At 45.8% G+C, this 15,249-nt stretch carries 17 protein-coding genes and 1 riboswitch; all 17 genes read left to right on the forward strand.

Annotated features, from left to right (window positions below):
* The first annotated feature begins 190 nt into the window (after window positions 1-190).
* The 17 genes from mscL (at window position 191) to ccsA (ending at window position 15,238) form a co-directional block, all read left to right on the forward strand.
* On the forward strand, window positions 191-586 hold the full coding sequence (gene mscL, locus MKY63_RS20270; RefSeq protein ID WP_036676141.1) for a large-conductance mechanosensitive channel protein MscL: 396 nt from the start codon (window positions 191-193) through the stop codon (window positions 584-586).
* Window positions 587-774: 188 nt separating this feature from the next.
* Window positions 775-948, forward strand: a riboswitch (FMN riboswitch).
* A gap of 218 nt (window positions 949-1,166) precedes the next feature.
* A complete protein-coding gene (ribD, locus tag MKY63_RS20275; protein ID WP_076213574.1) occupies window positions 1,167-2,267 on the forward strand; it encodes a bifunctional diaminohydroxyphosphoribosylaminopyrimidine deaminase/5-amino-6-(5-phosphoribosylamino)uracil reductase RibD in 1,101 nt (366 codons plus the stop codon).
* Window positions 2,268-2,321: 54 nt separating this feature from the next.
* Window positions 2,322-2,990 (forward strand): riboflavin synthase, encoded by a 669-nt coding sequence (gene ribE, locus MKY63_RS20280; protein ID WP_076213571.1) that lies wholly within the window; start codon window positions 2,322-2,324, stop codon window positions 2,988-2,990.
* A 62-nt stretch (window positions 2,991-3,052) separates the two neighbouring features.
* The gene (locus tag MKY63_RS20285; protein WP_076213568.1) at window positions 3,053-4,306 is read left to right on the forward strand and encodes a bifunctional 3,4-dihydroxy-2-butanone-4-phosphate synthase/GTP cyclohydrolase II; all 1,254 of its coding nucleotides are present in this window, start codon (window positions 3,053-3,055) and stop codon (window positions 4,304-4,306) included.
* A gap of 36 nt (window positions 4,307-4,342) precedes the next feature.
* Entirely contained in the window at window positions 4,343-4,810 is a 468-nt protein-coding gene (gene ribE, locus MKY63_RS20290) for a 6,7-dimethyl-8-ribityllumazine synthase (RefSeq protein ID WP_076104483.1), read from the forward strand.
* 136 nt (window positions 4,811-4,946) lie between these two features.
* Complete coding sequence (locus MKY63_RS20295) at window positions 4,947-5,738, forward strand: segregation/condensation protein A (protein WP_036676147.1); 792 nt, start codon at window positions 4,947-4,949, stop codon at window positions 5,736-5,738.
* Window positions 5,707-6,309, forward strand: coding sequence for an SMC-Scp complex subunit ScpB (gene scpB / locus MKY63_RS20300; protein WP_036676149.1), 603 nt, complete (start codon window positions 5,707-5,709; stop codon window positions 6,307-6,309). Before MKY63_RS20295 ends, scpB begins: the two co-directional genes overlap by 32 nt.
* 181 nt (window positions 6,310-6,490) lie before the next feature.
* Entirely contained in the window at window positions 6,491-7,198 is a 708-nt protein-coding gene (locus MKY63_RS20305) for a DUF2953 domain-containing protein (protein WP_076213565.1), read from the forward strand.
* Window positions 7,199-7,287: 89 nt separating this feature from the next.
* Window positions 7,288-7,776, forward strand: a complete 489-nt coding sequence (gene ytfJ, locus MKY63_RS20310; protein WP_036676154.1) for a GerW family sporulation protein — start codon at window positions 7,288-7,290, stop codon at window positions 7,774-7,776.
* A gap of 249 nt (window positions 7,777-8,025) precedes the next feature.
* Window positions 8,026-9,225, forward strand: coding sequence for a D-alanyl-D-alanine carboxypeptidase family protein (locus MKY63_RS20315; protein WP_175618935.1), 1,200 nt, complete (start codon window positions 8,026-8,028; stop codon window positions 9,223-9,225).
* Window positions 9,226-9,261: 36 nt separating this feature from the next.
* Window positions 9,262-9,927, forward strand: a complete 666-nt coding sequence (locus MKY63_RS20320; RefSeq protein WP_036676157.1) for a nucleoside recognition domain-containing protein — start codon at window positions 9,262-9,264, stop codon at window positions 9,925-9,927.
* Window positions 9,928-9,934: 7 nt separating this feature from the next.
* The gene (locus MKY63_RS20325) at window positions 9,935-10,468 is read left to right on the forward strand and encodes a spore maturation protein (protein WP_036676158.1); all 534 of its coding nucleotides are present in this window, start codon (window positions 9,935-9,937) and stop codon (window positions 10,466-10,468) included.
* 60 nt (window positions 10,469-10,528) lie between these two features.
* Window positions 10,529-10,873, forward strand: coding sequence for an N-acetylmuramoyl-L-alanine amidase (locus MKY63_RS20330; protein WP_036676164.1), 345 nt, complete (start codon window positions 10,529-10,531; stop codon window positions 10,871-10,873).
* Window positions 10,874-10,893: 20 nt separating this feature from the next.
* A complete protein-coding gene (locus tag MKY63_RS20335; protein ID WP_036676166.1) occupies window positions 10,894-11,652 on the forward strand; it encodes a pseudouridine synthase in 759 nt (252 codons plus the stop codon).
* A gap of 120 nt (window positions 11,653-11,772) precedes the next feature.
* Entirely contained in the window at window positions 11,773-12,294 is a 522-nt protein-coding gene (locus tag MKY63_RS20340) for a redoxin domain-containing protein (protein ID WP_038572444.1), read from the forward strand.
* Entirely contained in the window at window positions 12,294-13,979 is a 1,686-nt protein-coding gene (locus MKY63_RS20345; protein ID WP_076141320.1) for a cytochrome c biogenesis protein ResB, read from the forward strand. The genes MKY63_RS20340 and MKY63_RS20345 overlap by 1 nt, the downstream gene beginning before the upstream one ends.
* On the forward strand, window positions 13,976-15,238 hold the full coding sequence (gene ccsA / locus MKY63_RS20350) for a cytochrome c biogenesis protein CcsA (protein WP_036676173.1): 1,263 nt from the start codon (window positions 13,976-13,978) through the stop codon (window positions 15,236-15,238). The genes MKY63_RS20345 and ccsA overlap by 4 nt, the downstream gene beginning before the upstream one ends.
* Window positions 15,239-15,249 lie beyond the last annotated feature (11 nt).

Here is a 15,249-nt window from a genome sequence, read left to right on the forward strand (position 1 = left end):
TTTTAAGAGTTGTCATGATAGAAATCTTCCTTTCTTGTAGTGCTTAAACTCTATTTAACAGGAGACTTCTTAACAACGCTGGCAGATAAAAGTAAAGGGAAACTTAATAGTTTCTTAACAAGTCTTAAGAATTAGGAAGCTACTATGCTATAATAATTTCAAATTAAATATGTTGGGGGTAATTTGGAATATGTGGAAGGAATTTAAAGCTTTTGCCTTGAAAGGAAATGTTCTTGATTTAGCGGTTGCGGTCATTATTGGAGCTGCATTTGGAAAGATTGTAACTTCATTAGTAAATGACATTATTATGCCAATTGCAGGTTTGCTTACTGGTGGGATAGATTTGAAGGATCGGGTGCTTGAAGTCAGTACGGACCTGAAAATACCTTATGGACTATTTTTACAATCGGTTGTGGATTTCTTTATTATTTCATTTTCCATTTTTCTGGTTATCAAGCTGGCCAATAAATTTCAGCGCAAAGAAGCCGTTAAAGTTGAAGTGGTAGAGACTCCAGCACCTGCAGAGGATATCGTGCTGCTTACGGAAATTCGTGATCTTTTGAAACAACAAGAACGTGGTTTGTAATCATGGAATATAACCAAGAAGCGCCAGGAGTCCTTGTCCTGGCGCTTCTTGGTTTCCTTTTATAAACTCAGTACAATCTATAATCTAGTTACAAATTTTAAGTAAATATAATAAACGCACTTGCATTTCGCTGGTGTAAGTGATAATTTTGTTAGTAAGGAAAACTTGAACCTCAATTAAATAAAGGATCAATCCTTCAGGGCAGGGTGTAATTCCCTACCGGCGGTGATGCTGTTGTAGAAGTAACTTATTAAGTTCATCTACAGTGCTCAGTCCGCTACCCGGCTCGCGTTGTTGACGCGAACGGTGGACCTGGTGAAATTCCGGGACCGACAGTATAGTCTGGATGGAAGAAGGAGAGGTTGACCGCTTGTCTGCAATGGACTGGCGGATCGCAGTGTTTCCATATAATTATGTGCGATATTTCACAATACCCGTCGATTGACGGCTATTTAAGCACACTTTTATTTGGACTGCCGATTAACTCTCGCATAACCCATCTTGAACTCCTCCTGGAGAATGAGATGGGTTTTTCTGTTTTTTTAGCTTAAGAATAGACAGCAGTGGATAGGAGGAAGAGATGGACAACATGAATGATGATTTTTATATGTCGCTAGCACTGGACATGGCCGAACGTGCCCAAGGACAGACGGGAATTAACCCTGTTGTTGGCTGCGTTGTGGTGAAGAATGGAGCAATGATTGGACTCGGAACTCATTTACAGCGAGGTACGGGGCATGCCGAGGTGCACGCTTTGAATATGGCAGCTGGGCAGGCACAGGGCAGTACGGCATATGTCACACTAGAACCGTGTAGCCACTATGGAAAGACTCCACCTTGCAGCCAAAGGCTGATCGATGAAGGGGTAGCTAGAGTTGTGGTTGCTTGTGAAGACCCCAACCCACAGGTGGCAGGAAGAGGAATCCAAATGCTGCGTGACCAAGGGATTGAGGTCGAAGTTGGTTTGCTGCGTGATCGCGCGCTTCGATTGAATGAGCGTTTTATCAAATATATTTTGACAAAACAACCTTTTGTTACGCTGAAGAGTGCTAGCACGCTTGATGGCAATCTGGCTACCAAATCTGGTGACAGTAAATGGATTTCGAATGGGGAAGCGCGGGAGATCGTACATACGCTGCGGCATCGGCATCAGGGCATCATGGTCGGTGTGAATACAGTGATTGCTGATAATCCCTCTCTGACAACAAGAACAGAAGTGCCTGGCATTAACCCGACGCGGATCATCATTGATTCCGGGCTACGTATTCCTCTGGATTCGGCAGTTGTATGTGATGGCCTAGCGCCTACTCTTATTGTAACAACCGATGCTGCAGATCCTGCTAAGAAGGCTGCACTGCTGAAAGCAGGTGTTCAAATCGTTGTGTGCGGAGCAGGTCCAAGAGTGGATCTGAAGGCGGCCATGATATCCCTTGGCGAAATGGAAATTGGCTCTATTTTGCTTGAAGGCGGGGGAACGCTGAACGGTGCGATGCTGGAAAGCGGGCTAGTGGATCGTGTGATTCTCTTCTTCGCTCCAAAAATTGTCGGTGGTGGTGCAGAAGCGAAAGGGACTTTCGTATTCCCGGGTGTAGAGCTGATGAAGGATGCGATCTCACTTGAAGGATTGGAAGTAAAAGTGCTAGGAGATAATGTATGTATCAGCGGTACTCCGGTACGCTAAAAAAGTTTTAAACGAAGTGAATTTGAGGAAGTAATGCTTTTTAGGAGGGATATCATGTTCACCGGATTAATTGAAGAGGTTGGTGTTTTGCGCAGTGTCTCCGCCGGTGGGGAAATGATGGTGCTGAATATTGCCGCTTCGGTCATCATGGATGATCTAAAAATCGGTGACAGTGTGTCCGTCAATGGGGTTTGCCTTACGGCGACAACTTTGGGCGATCATTCCTTTACAGTGGATGTAATGCCACAGACCTACCGGAATAGCAACCTGAAGGAACTGAAGCCCGGCAGCCGGATGAATCTGGAACGAGCGATGGCAGCTGGCGGGCGTTTTGGAGGACATATTGTTCAAGGACATGTTGATGGCACTGGCATTATTAAGAGTGTAAAACGTGATCAAAATGCTGTCGTATTCGAGATTGCATCGGATCGTAAATCACTATTTAAATATATTATCCCTAAGGGATCGATCACGATCGACGGCATTAGTTTAACTGTAGTGAAGACTACGGCCTCATCGCTGGCAGTGTCCATTATTCCGCATACGTTAGGGGAAACAGTACTGACGCACAAACGGGCCGGGGATAGTGTGAATATCGAGTGTGATGTACTTGGCAAATATGTAGATCATCTGTTGCATTATGGCTCAGCCGCCCAGGATGAGGAAGGCGAGAGCAGCTCCGGGATTAGTCATGATTTCTTGGCGGCGAACGGGTTTGTTTAAATAAAGAGTTTGCTTACGAAGAAGGGAATAATCTTTCGTAAAGCTTTTAGGAGGATAGGATCATGAGCGAGCAATCGAAAAAGGAAAGTGTCTTGGATCCGATTGAAGATGCAATATATGACTTAATGCGCGGTAAAGTCATCATTGTAGTGGATGATGAAGATCGTGAGAATGAAGGGGATTTTATAGCCCTTGCTGAACAGGCGACACCAGAGGTCATCAATTTTATGATTACTGAGGGACGTGGATTGGTTTGTATGCCTATTACCCAGGAGCGTGCGGCAGAACTTGAACTGCAAGCCATGGTAACCCACAATACCGATAATCACGGTACGGCTTTTACCGTATCTGTTGACCATATTGATACAACCACTGGGATCTCTGCGGGGGAAAGATCTTTGACCGTTAAGGCCATGATCGATCCAAAAGCGAAACCTGCTGATTTCCGCAGACCGGGACATATGTTCCCGCTGATTGCGAAAAAAGGTGGCGTTCTGCGCCGCTCCGGACATACGGAGGCTGCTGTTGATCTAGCGCGGATGTGTGGCGCTTATCCAGCCAGTGTCATTTGCGAGATTATCAAGGAAGATGGCTCAATGGCCCGCTTACCTGATCTAATCGAAATTGCCCGCAAGCATGATCTTAAGCTGATCAGCATCAAGGATCTTATTCATTATCGCAATGAAAAAGAACAACTCGTCACGCGAGAAGTGTCTGTACGACTTCCTACCGACTTTGGGGATTTTCAGACCATAGCTTATACAAATGAAGTGGATGATAAAGAGCATGTAGCTTTGGTAAAAGGAGATATTTCCGGCGATGAGCCAGTACTTGTACGTGTTCATTCCGAATGCCTGACGGGTGATGTATTCCACTCCCATCGTTGCGATTGCGGCCCGCAATTTGAAGCTGCACTGCGGCAGATCGAAACTGCCGGCAGGGGCGTGTTGCTCTATATGCGCCAAGAAGGCAGAGGCATTGGCCTTATCAATAAGCTTCGGGCTTACAAGCTGCAAGAGGAAGGTCTTGACACTGTAGATGCGAATCTAAAGCTTGGTTTTCCAGCAGATCTGCGTGATTATGGAATTGGAGCACAAATTCTGAAGGATCTGGGTGTGCGCCAAATCCGTCTGCTCACGAACAACCCGCGTAAGATCAAAGGGCTGGAGGGTTATGGATTGGAAGTCGTTGAGCGCGTGCCGATACAAATGCCGGAGAACAAGGACAACACCAACTATCTCCACACGAAGCAAGCGAAGCTTGGACATATGCTGTCTTTTGACGATATTGAACAAAATGAGGATTCGAAAGCTTAACCATACATTATAAAAAACGAAGGGTAGATGATGGATATGCCGAAATATTTAGAAGGACACTTAGTTTCTGAGGGGTTAAAATACGGAGTTGTTGTAGGACGTTTTAATGAATTTATTACCAGCAAGCTTTTGTCAGGTGCACTCGATGCCTTTAAACGCCATGGTGCCGGTGATGATGAAGTGGATGTTGCTTGGGTTCCAGGGGTATTTGAAATTCCATTGATCGCGCAAAAAATGGCTGAAAGCGGCAAATACGACGCTGTAATTACCTTAGGAACGGTTATCCGTGGTTCCACTACACACTATGATTATGTATGTAATGAAGTTGCCAAAGGAGTAGCCGCTATCAATCTTAAGACCGGCGTGCCAACCATTTTTGGCGTAGTTACTACTGAAAATATTGAACAGGCCATCGAGCGTTCAGGAACTAAAGCAGGCAATAAAGGTTGGGATGCTGCGACTGCTGCGATTGAAATGGCGAATCTTAACAAACTGTTTAAGTAAGTCAGCTATTGACGAATCAGTCGAATTCGTGCTTATTTATAGTATAAGAAGAAAGCATGGATTATAAGAGCCCTTTCTACTTGTGTAGCGTCCAGACGGGCGCTGCACTTTACTTTTTTTGGCGGGAGGATGCTTCGTGACTGTATTGTACAAGCTGGAGACGTTTGAAGGTCCGCTGGATCTGCTCTTGCATTTAATTGATAAGGCGGAAATCGACATCCAGGACATTCCGGTCGCCGAGATCACCGAACAGTATATGGAATACCTGCGTAGCATGCAGGAGCTTGAATTGGATATTACGAGTGAATTTCTCGTGATGGCCGCTACCCTTTTATCTATAAAGAGCAAGCTATTGCTGCCCAAACCACCGGTCATTGAGATCGATGATTTTGAATATTACGAAGAGGATGAATTTGATCCACGAGCTGAACTTGTTCAGCGACTGATTGAGTATCGTAAGTTCAAGAGTATTGCTGTACATCTAATGGATATGGAGAGCGAGCGGAGCTTGATTTTTACGAAGGAGCCTGAGGATTTGGGTCCATTCGTGCCAGAAGAGATTGATCAAACGCTAAAAGGACTACATACCTCAGACTTAATAGCCGCTTTTCGTAAAGCGCTAAGTAAGGCTGCCAGAAGGTCTTCTTACCAGCGGATCACCCGGGATGAAATATCGGTAAAAGATCGTATACGTGATGTATCAGATGCGCTGCAGCGCAGAGGAACAGGCGGTAAGCTGCATTTCTCCGCACTGCTTCACGATGAAATGGCACGGCACGAAATCGTAGTTACTTTTCTTGCGATTCTGGAACTGATGAAAATGAAGGCGATTTTTTGCTACCAAGAGAAATTGTTTGATGACATCGTAATGGAGTGGAGAGGAGGAGAACACTTCAATGGATTACAAAACGCTGAAATCGATTATTGAGGGTCTGCTGTTTCTATCAGGGGATGAAGGAATCTCTGTGCGCCAAGTGGCTGAAATTACGGAACAGCGCCCAGAGCTTGCGGCCGGAGCATTAGAGGAACTGAAAGAAGATTATGTAGCACAGGAGCGGGGCTTACAGGTAGTGCAAATTGCCGGGAACTATCGGCTGGCTACATTGCCTGATCATGCCCACTATTTTGAGCGTCTGGCCTATTCACCATCCAGATCAACCTTGTCTCAGGCTGCCTTAGAGACTCTCGCAATCGTGGCTTATCGCCAACCGATTACGCGGGTGGAGATTGAAGAGATCCGGGGTGTGAAGTCGGAACGTGCAATTCACACGCTGAATAACAAGGATTTGATTCATGAGGTTGGTCGTGCGGAAGCGGTAGGCCGGCCAATTCTGTACGGGACGACTAAATCCTTCTTGGAGAGCTTTGGTCTTGCCAGTCTAAAGGATCTGCCGGAACCAACAAACTTTGAGTCCACGGATAATTTGGAAGAAGAGACGCAGCTATTGTTCAATAAGCTGGATACTCAAATGACGTTTGAGGATGTCGAGCTGCCTTAGTTCGTACGAGAACGCTAATAATTGTATTGAAGGGACTGCCCTTAAACCATTTATGTGGTTTGGGACAGTCCCTATTTTTATTTAAGCTCATATTTTTTATGCAAACCCCGAATTTTTTCCAGCTTAAATTGCCATACTAAACCAAAGGTTCCCATTATTAAGGTTTCTTGGAGGTAAATACGTGACGTTATGGCTTGCAATTCCCCTCGTTTTGCTTGTACTGGCACTGATCCTGGTCCTGTCTTCATCTATCGATTTCCGCATACGGTGTTATAAACATGGAAAAAATGACCTGCTCGAATTAGATATTACCTCTCTTTTTGGTCTGATAAAGCTTCACTATGAACTTCCCCAATTGGTTTTTAAGGGATTGGAGCAGGGTGTGTGGGGAAAGTTTAAAGAGACAGGGACTGCGACGACAGGTGTAGATACCGTAAAAGAAGAGATATTCGATAAAGAAAGAGTAATGCACTGGCGCGACAATGTTAACCAAGCTGTAAAATCTACACGCGGGTTGAAGGAATGGTTAAAAGAGACTGTAGCTCATGTGAAAATATCAAAGCTCGATTGGTCTACGGATTTCTCTCTTGGTGATGCAGCAGATACTGCGACCGCATCGGGAGCGGTTTGGGGCCTGAAGTGGAGTATTGTTGGTTTTATTTCACAGTGGGTAAAATTGCAGCAGCACCCTCGAATTTTTGTTAAGCCTGTTTTTGAAGATGAGCTTTGTTTTGCAATGGAGTTTGTGTGTAAGGGGGAAATGTCAGTCGGCTATACTTTGTATGCCTTAATGCGGCTATCTCGGCGTGTCTTGCGTGAAAAAGGCGGGATCGGCCATTGGAGAAATCTGCTGAAACAGTTGCGACAGGAACCACAAGGGAAAGTTTAAAATGAAAGTTACATACAAATGGGCGGATGTGGGGATGATATACGCTGTAGAAGAAAGAGAAATCGTACTCAATTAAAGGAGGAAACAATATGAGCGACCATCCTATTCAAGGCCTAATGCAAACAGCGATGGAAAATATCAAGGGTATGGTAGATGTGAATACCATTGTCGGAGATCCAGTACAAACCCCTGACGGCAGCATCATCCTGCCTATCAGTAAAGTTGCCTTTGGATTTGCTGCTGGTGGTAGTGATTATCGAGTAGAAGATTCTATAAGTGGTTCAAGCTCCCAAGGTGGAGTCAAAATGCTTCCATTTGGTGGAGGTAGCGGGGGAGGCGTCTCCATTCGACCGATCGCTTTTTTAGTGGTAGGTAAGGATGGTGTGAATATTGTCCCTCTGGACAATCAAACTCACCTGTTCGAAAAAATCATCGATGCAACACCAGGGCTCATCGACAAAATTCAAACCATGTTCCAAACCAGCAATGCTGCAGCTCAAACGCCGCCAACACCCGCCACACCAGCAGCAGCACCTGTTAAAACCGATCCAAGTACATCTCAATCTTCAACTCATTAGGTACACATAATTCTACAAATAGCCTCGGGGATATCGCCATACATCAGGCGGTGTCCCTTTTTTGACGTATCAGAGTATATTTTGGGTCCCCGCAAAGTACCTGAAAACGTATCGAAGTAAAGCCTCACGTTGTGGGGATATTTTGTGTGGAACATCCCAAGGAGTGGACATACCCTAAGGCTGGTCCGCATACACTTGTACAACATAAACACTTTTACTTAAGATCCGATAAGAAGCCGGAGGATGAACATGAAGACAATAACCCGTAAATGGCCATTCGCCTTAATATTGTGCCTTTCGCTGCTGCTTCTGGCGCCGCTATCTTCAATTCAGGCCGAGAACAGCTCTATCTCTACACATGCAAGAGCAGCGGCACTGATTGATGTGGAATCCGGGCGTATTTTGTACAGCAGCCGTGGGGATGAGCCTATGCTTATTGCCAGCTTGACCAAAATTATGACCGCCCTCGTCGCCATTGAGAATGGTGATTTAGCCTCTAAAGTCAAAGTAGGAAAAAATGCCTATGCCAAAGAAGGCTCTTCTATTTACTTGCAGCAGGGGGAAGAGATGACGCTGGAAAATATGCTGTATGGCCTGATGCTGCGCTCAGGGAATGATGCAGCAACGGCGATCGCTGAGCATATCGGTGGTTCTGAGGAAGGTTTTGTATACCTGATGAACGCTAAGGCTGAGGAGCTAGGGCTAACCCATACTCATTTTGCTAATCCCCATGGTCTTGACGCGGAAGGGCATTATTCAAGTGCTAACGACTTGGCTGTTCTGACCGCTTATGCTCTTCATAATCCTGTGTTTAAAGAAATTGTGAAGACGCAGGAGAAAACTGCAGACAATCCAAATGAGAAATGGGATTACAAATGGAGAAACAAAAATAAGATGCTGTATTTATACGAGGGAGCGGACGGTGTGAAGACCGGTTATACCAAAAAAGCTCTGCGCTGCCTTGTCAGCTCTGCCACCAGAAACGGCCAGCAGCTTGTCGCAGTTACTATAAATGACGGCGATGACTGGAATGATCATGCTTCCCTGCTAAACTTCGGGTTTAATCACTATCCGCTCAAAACATTGATCGAACGTGGGGATGCCGTGACGGGCTATAACTTTGTAACCTCCAAAACCTTTGCTTATCCACTTGGACAAGGTGAACAAAATAGAGTGATTACGAAACTTGTTTTAAATCAGAAGGAAAGTGCTTCAGCCGAAGCTACGCGAGCAAATTTTGGATTGCAAGGGGCGCTTGTGCTGGAGCTGGGCGGGAAAGAAATAGGCCGCGTGCCGGTGTATACTCCTGAGAACCTGCCTCCTGAGCAATCTGCTTATATGAAAAAGTACAGTCCTACTCTAGCACAGGCTTATCCGGCAAATAATTGGTTCCAGGCGCTGGGTAGTGCGCTGAAAGCTTTATTTGAAATGGGAGCGAGTTCGAAATAAGAAAATGGGCTGATGAATGAAGAAGGAGGCGTATCCATGATTAACGGGATTTGGCTAGGAATGATCATCATCGGTTTTCTGTTCGCCGCCGTTAACGGCAGAATGGATGAGTTTACAGCCGCCGTATTCGACGGAGCCAAGAGTGGGGTAACGGTAAGTTTTGGCTTAATCAGTGTGCTTGTGTTCTGGCTTGGAATCATGAAGATAGCAGAAGATGCAGGTTTGCTTAAAAAGATTGCCAAGGTGCTTGGCCCTGTCGTAGCTTTTTTATTTCCTGATGTGCCGAAAGGGCATCCTGCCATTGGATATATTCTCTCCAATATGAGTGCTAATCTGCTGGGACTAGGCAATGCCGCAACGCCAATGGGCATCAAGGCGATGCAGGAGCTGCAAAAGCTCAACCCTGATAAAGAGACCGCCACACCAGCCATGTGTACTCTTCTAGCACTTAACACAGCAAGCATTACGCTTATCCCAGCCACACTGATTGCCATCCGGTTAAACTATGGTTCAGCCGATCCCGCAGGCATAGTAGGTACAACACTTGCAGCAACGGCCGTGGCGACACTTGCAGCGATTGCGGCAGACCGGTTTTTCCGAAGGCTGACTTTACTGCGCAAACCGCCGAAGCCCCCTTCAGCAAAGTCTGGGGTTCCTCCTTTGACGAAGACAACACTCCCTAATTCCTCATTGAAAGGGTGAACGTGATTTGTACCAGTTCATCAGTCTCATATCGGCATGGGCGATTCCGGTCATGATCACGTTCATCCCGCTCTATGCTTTTACGCGCAAAGTGCCAGTCTACGAATCCTTTGTTGAAGGCGCGAAAGATGGGTTTGGCACGGCCATTGCGATTATTCCCCATCTTGTGGGGATGCTGGTTGCGATCAGTGTTTTTCGCGCTTCTGGTGCGCTGGACTTTTTCATGGGTTTCATATCCCCTGCCCTACGTGGGCTTGGTGTTCCTGCCGAAGTATTGCCGCTTGGTCTTCTGCGGCCGCTTACGGGGACTGGGTCGCTTGCCTACACTACGGATCTGATCCGTGTGCATGGCCCGGATTCTTTAATTGGTATGATTGCTTCCACCATACAGGGGAGCACAGATACAACGCTTTATGTTTTGACCGTTTACTTTGGGGCTGTAGGCGTACGGAATGGCCGTTATGCGCTTAAGGTCGGCCTGTTCTCCGATGTTGTCGGCTTTGTCGCTGCGATCGCTGTGTGTCTGTTATTATTTGGATAGTCACCCCATTGCCCCCCTGAACATATGCTATTGCAGCAATGTGGAGGGGGGCATTCCGCAATGAACTATAAAGGTTTTATTCTGCATCATTCTAGCTGTACATCCATTAACGGTAAAGGTTTTGACTTCTGGGTAGGAGTGGATGGCGCAATTTATGCAGCACCGCTACTGACAGATCCGGAGTATATTCATATTTGTTTGGAAGGTGATTTTGGTAAGGAAGTGGGCGATCCTCCAATATCCGGAAGGAAGGAGCAGCTTTTTGCAACGGCTAAACTCGTTTTAGAATTAGTAGAACGCTACCAAATCTCCCCTTTAATCATCGAACCCCACAATAATTCCTGCCCAGGAGCATTTTTTCCTTGGAATGAACTTGTGATTTATCCCTCTGATGGTTATCATTGATTTGAGGTGACTAGTCGAATATGGAAAGATTACAGAAAATTTTGGCGCAGGCCGGTGTGGCGTCCAGACGTAAGTGTGAAGAAATGATTTTGGCCGGTAAAGTGGAAGTCAACGGGGAACTCGTAACTACGCTTGGCACGAAGGTGGACCCCGCAACAGATATTATTAAAGTTTCCGGTAGACTGATCCGGGGCGAGAACAAAATCTATATTATGTTCAACAAACCTAAGGGAGTTATCACAAGCGCTTCCGATCCAAAGGGTCGTAAGGTTGTAACTGACTACCTAAAAGGAATTACTGAACGGGTTTACCCTGTAGGCCGGCTCGATTACGATACGGAAGGTTTGCTGCTGCTGACAAATGATGGGGACTTTGCTAACTTGCTAACCCATCCGAAGCATCATGTACCTAAGACGTATCATGCTACGGTCAAGGGTATACCGCATGGTACTGCATTGGACAAGCTGAAAGCTGGCATTAAGCTGGAAGATGGCATGACAGCGCCTGCGGAAGTAGAGTACAAAGATATTGATGAGGCAAACAAGGAAGCGGTTATCAGCATCACGATTCACGAGGGACGTAACCGTCAGGTACGACGCATGTTTGATGCGATTTCACACCCCGTACTCCGTCTGAAGCGGATTTCATTCGGGGATATTATGCTGCAAAATCTCAAACGTGGCTCTTACCGTCATTTGACCAAGGATGAAATTAACCATTTGCAGCAAATTGCCAAAGCAGGATTGCTTAAAGAAAGAACTCCACGTAAAGAGTCATAAAGACACAGAATATTCACAATTAAACCCCCTAAAGCTGTGACGAAATTCGCTATAATGTTCATAGGATGTTCACACCTTACAACATAAGTATGAGTTGCGTCACAGAAGGGGGCTTTACGTGTGGGTAAAGCAAGAAAACCAATTCAAATCGTGATTCTGTTTCTAATTGTTATAGTGGGCGGTTATGCCATCGGTTCCTCTGTATTTGGGGGAAGCGGCAAACCAGAGGAAGGGAGCAAAGCACCTTCCTTTGATTTGCTTGGGCTTGACGGTCTGGCTCATACCCTAGACGAATATAAGGGCAAGACTATTGTGCTTAATTTCTGGGGCTCTTGGTGTGCACCTTGTGTCAAAGAAATGCCGGCTCTCCAAGCGCAATGGGAGAAATGGAAGGACAAGGACGTAGTGGTCTTAGGCATTAATGTGGGCGAAGACCGGATGACTGTCGAGAATTTTGTGAAGCAAGTAAACATCGATTTTCCGATTTTGATGGACACTGGACGTGATGCTGTACGAAGTTATGGTATTTCTCCGCTGCCAACTACCTTATTCATTAATTCCAAGGGTAAAATTGACAACATTCATATCGGCCAGCTTGATTTGAATTCACTTGATGATCAAATTGGGAAGCTGGTGGATTGATGAGTGAACGCGAGGCATTTATAACCAATACCAAATGTGAATGTGGTCACCAGAACCCTGTAGGCACTGTTTTATGCGAAGCATGCGGGAAGCCGTTGGGTAAAGAATCAGACTGGGGCGAGAATTTGGAAATGCGTTACGATGGCGTAGCTCGCCGTTCTCAGCGCGTTAACCCGGGGATTATTGATCGGGTGTGGAACTTTTTCTCTTCCGTCAAAATAGCGATCTATCTGATCGTGTTGACACTTATAGGCTCTATGTTAGGGACGATTTTCCCGCAGGAGAGTACTTTTCTTAATATCGATGCCTCAATTTATTACAAGCAAGAGTACGGAACAGCCGGATATATTTATCACAAACTTGGACTTTCACATACATACGAATCCTGGTGGTTTGTAACTCTACTCGTAATGATCGGCGCTTCACTTGTGATCTGTAGCTTGGACCGAGTACTTCCGCTCTATAAGGCCTTAACCAGGCAGAAGATTCGGAAACATCGTCAGTTCTTAACTCGGCAAAAAGCTGTGTTAGTAACTGAAGTACAAGAGGAACCAGAAGCTTGGGTAGCCCGGGTAATTCAGCCAATGCGTAAAAAGGGCTATCGCGTGAAGACGGATGGAGGAGCTCTGCTGGCAGAGAAACATCGCTTCAGCCGCTGGGGACCTTATGTAATACATATTGGCTTAATTATTTTTTTACTTGCTGTATTAGCAAGAGGATTGCCGGGACTGAACATGGATCAGCATCTTGCTTTCCCGCAAGGGGAGATCACACAGATTCCGGACACCACCTATTATTTGAAAAATGAGAAATTCACCGTGGAGTTTTATACGGAGGAAGAGATGCCTGAGGAATTTCGTGGCAAAAAAATACTTCCAAAGCTATTCCAGACCCAAGCTGTGCTTTATGAATGCACCGCGGATTGTGGAGACCCATCGAAGGAACCACAGCTATCCGAGGTGACGAAACATGATATCCAAGTAAATTCACCTTTGGATTATAAAGGATTGAAAGCGTATCAGTTTGATTATGATCTGACCCCGGTGCTGCGTTCGGTACAGCCTGAGCTTAAGAATTCCACCACTGGCGAGGCGTTCGGCAAATTTAAGCTGGACATGAAGAATCCTCCGCGGGCAATTCAGGCGGGTCCTTATACTTTAACTTTGAAAGAAAAGTATATGGATTTTGGTCTAAATGAGGATGGACAGCCGATATCCAAATCACCTTATCCGAATGCACCTGCTTTTTTGTTCCTGATACAAGGTCCGGATCTCCCGGCGGAAGGGCAGCAGTATTTCTATTTTCCTAAACAGGTGGATAAGACGCAGTTTCAACAGGCTGCCATTAACGATAAGCTTGGCGGGAGCAATAGATTTCTTGAGCTTGAAGTGGACAACATGAGCGACGTTGATTTTTCGGAATCGACTACTTACTTGAATATACGTATTGATCGTGCAATGCCGTTTGTATGGCTAGGTGCAGCAATCGTGATGCTGGGTTTAGTGCTTGGCTTCTACTGGCAGCATAGACGTATCTGGCTTACCGTTGCTAACGGGGAGCTTATCCTCGGAGGACATACGAACAAGAACTGGTTCGGTTTCCGCCGTGAGATCGTTTCTATTTTAGAAAAAGTAGATCTGGTAGTCGATGAAAAATCATTAGATAATGGAGGAGGCCTTTCATGAGCTTGCTCGACATCAGCAGCGCTGTCTTTATTGCCGCATTTTTATTATACAGCGGTTCGTTTATGTTATTCACTATCGCCATCATGGGTCGCAAGTGGTCAGGCCGCAAGCCGGAGGAACATACCGCACGTTGGGGCAAAATTGCTTTTATTTTCTCTTCAATAGGTCTTATCTTTCATCTTATTTATTTCTTTACACGTTGGGCGGGCTCAGGGCATATTCCGGTCAGCAACATGTACGAGTTCATGACTTTTTTATCGATGATGGTCATGGTTGCCTTTACTGTGATGTACGCTATTTATCGTAAGGTAATCTTGGGTCTCTTTGCAGTTCCAATCAGTATTATTGTGATGGCTTATGCCGCAGTATTTCCACAGGAAGTACAGCCGTTGATTCCATCTCTTCAATCGAACTATTTAAAGATTCACGTAACACTGGCTGCACTAGGTGAATCCTTCTTCGCAGTAGGGTTTGCGGCGGGACTGATGTATCTGCTGCGAACAGTCAATTTTTCCAGTAAAGAGAAGGCGGATCGCAAGCAACAGAGGCTGGTCGAATTTACTCTCTTTTCAATCATTGTTATAATTGGGTTTCTGGGTTCTGTTTTTGCATTCCGCGGAGCAGGCTACGAAACTGTTTTTGTCCGTCCGAACGTTACGATTGACAGCCCCGGGCAGGAAAATAGTACAATAGAGAAAGTGAGTTATCGAATGCCGCCGATTGTGGCACCTCACAATAGCGAAATTGAGAGCTTCCAGTCGTTTCTTGGCATAAAAGAACCACTCTTTGAGGCACCATCTTGGATGAATGGTGTAAATGCTGGACGGAAGTTTAATACTGTAATTTGGTCACTCCTTTCCGGATTAATCCTCTACGGAGTTCTTCGCTTGATCGTACGTAAACCGCTGGGCACTGCTTTACACCCAGTGATGGACGGAATTGATGAGGGCGATCTAGATGAGATTACGTATAGGGCGATAGCCATTGGCTTTCCTATTTTCACATTAGGCGCTTTGATCTTTGCAATGATATGGGCGCAAATCGCTTGGGGAAGATTCTGGGGATGGGATCCTAAGGAAGTCTGGGCGCTTGTCACTTGGCTCTTCTATAGCGCTTATCTTCATTTACGTTTGGCTCGTGGATGGCAAGGAAGAAAATCTGCCTGGCTGGCTGTGCTTGGCTTCCTGGTCGTAATGTTTACTCTGGTTGGCGTTAATTTAGTCATCGCCGGACTTCATTCTTACGCGGGGACGGACTGAGCATAGTTTAC

It is taken from the genome of Paenibacillus sp. FSL R7-0189, assembly GCF_037969925.1.
Classification (GTDB): Bacteria; Bacillota; Bacilli; order Paenibacillales; family Paenibacillaceae; genus Paenibacillus_AQ; species Paenibacillus_AQ odorifer.

Bases quoted from the DNA above. Each gene is read 5' to 3' on its own strand.
- ribE (WP_076104483.1), top strand. From the start codon at position 4,343: ATGCCGAAATATTTAGAAGGACACTTAGTTTCTGAGGGGTTAAAATAC.
- ribD (WP_076213574.1), top strand. From the start codon at position 1,167: ATGGACAACATGAATGATGATTTTTATATGTCGCTAGCACTGGACATG.
- MKY63_RS20320 (WP_036676157.1), top strand. From the start codon at position 9,262: ATGATTAACGGGATTTGGCTAGGAATGATCATCATCGGTTTTCTGTTC.
- MKY63_RS20345 (WP_076141320.1), top strand. From the start codon at position 12,294: ATGAGTGAACGCGAGGCATTTATAACCAATACCAAATGTGAATGTGGT.
- scpB (WP_036676149.1), top strand. From the start codon at position 5,707: ATGGATTACAAAACGCTGAAATCGATTATTGAGGGTCTGCTGTTTCTA.
- mscL (WP_036676141.1), top strand. From the start codon at position 191: ATGTGGAAGGAATTTAAAGCTTTTGCCTTGAAAGGAAATGTTCTTGAT.
- MKY63_RS20315 (WP_175618935.1), top strand. From the start codon at position 8,026: ATGAAGACAATAACCCGTAAATGGCCATTCGCCTTAATATTGTGCCTT.
- MKY63_RS20335 (WP_036676166.1), top strand. From the start codon at position 10,894: ATGGAAAGATTACAGAAAATTTTGGCGCAGGCCGGTGTGGCGTCCAGA.
- ribE (WP_076213571.1), top strand. From the start codon at position 2,322: ATGTTCACCGGATTAATTGAAGAGGTTGGTGTTTTGCGCAGTGTCTCC.
- MKY63_RS20285 (WP_076213568.1), top strand. From the start codon at position 3,053: ATGAGCGAGCAATCGAAAAAGGAAAGTGTCTTGGATCCGATTGAAGAT.
- ccsA (WP_036676173.1), top strand. From the start codon at position 13,976: ATGAGCTTGCTCGACATCAGCAGCGCTGTCTTTATTGCCGCATTTTTA.
- MKY63_RS20330 (WP_036676164.1), top strand. From the start codon at position 10,529: ATGAACTATAAAGGTTTTATTCTGCATCATTCTAGCTGTACATCCATT.
- ytfJ (WP_036676154.1), top strand. From the start codon at position 7,288: ATGAGCGACCATCCTATTCAAGGCCTAATGCAAACAGCGATGGAAAAT.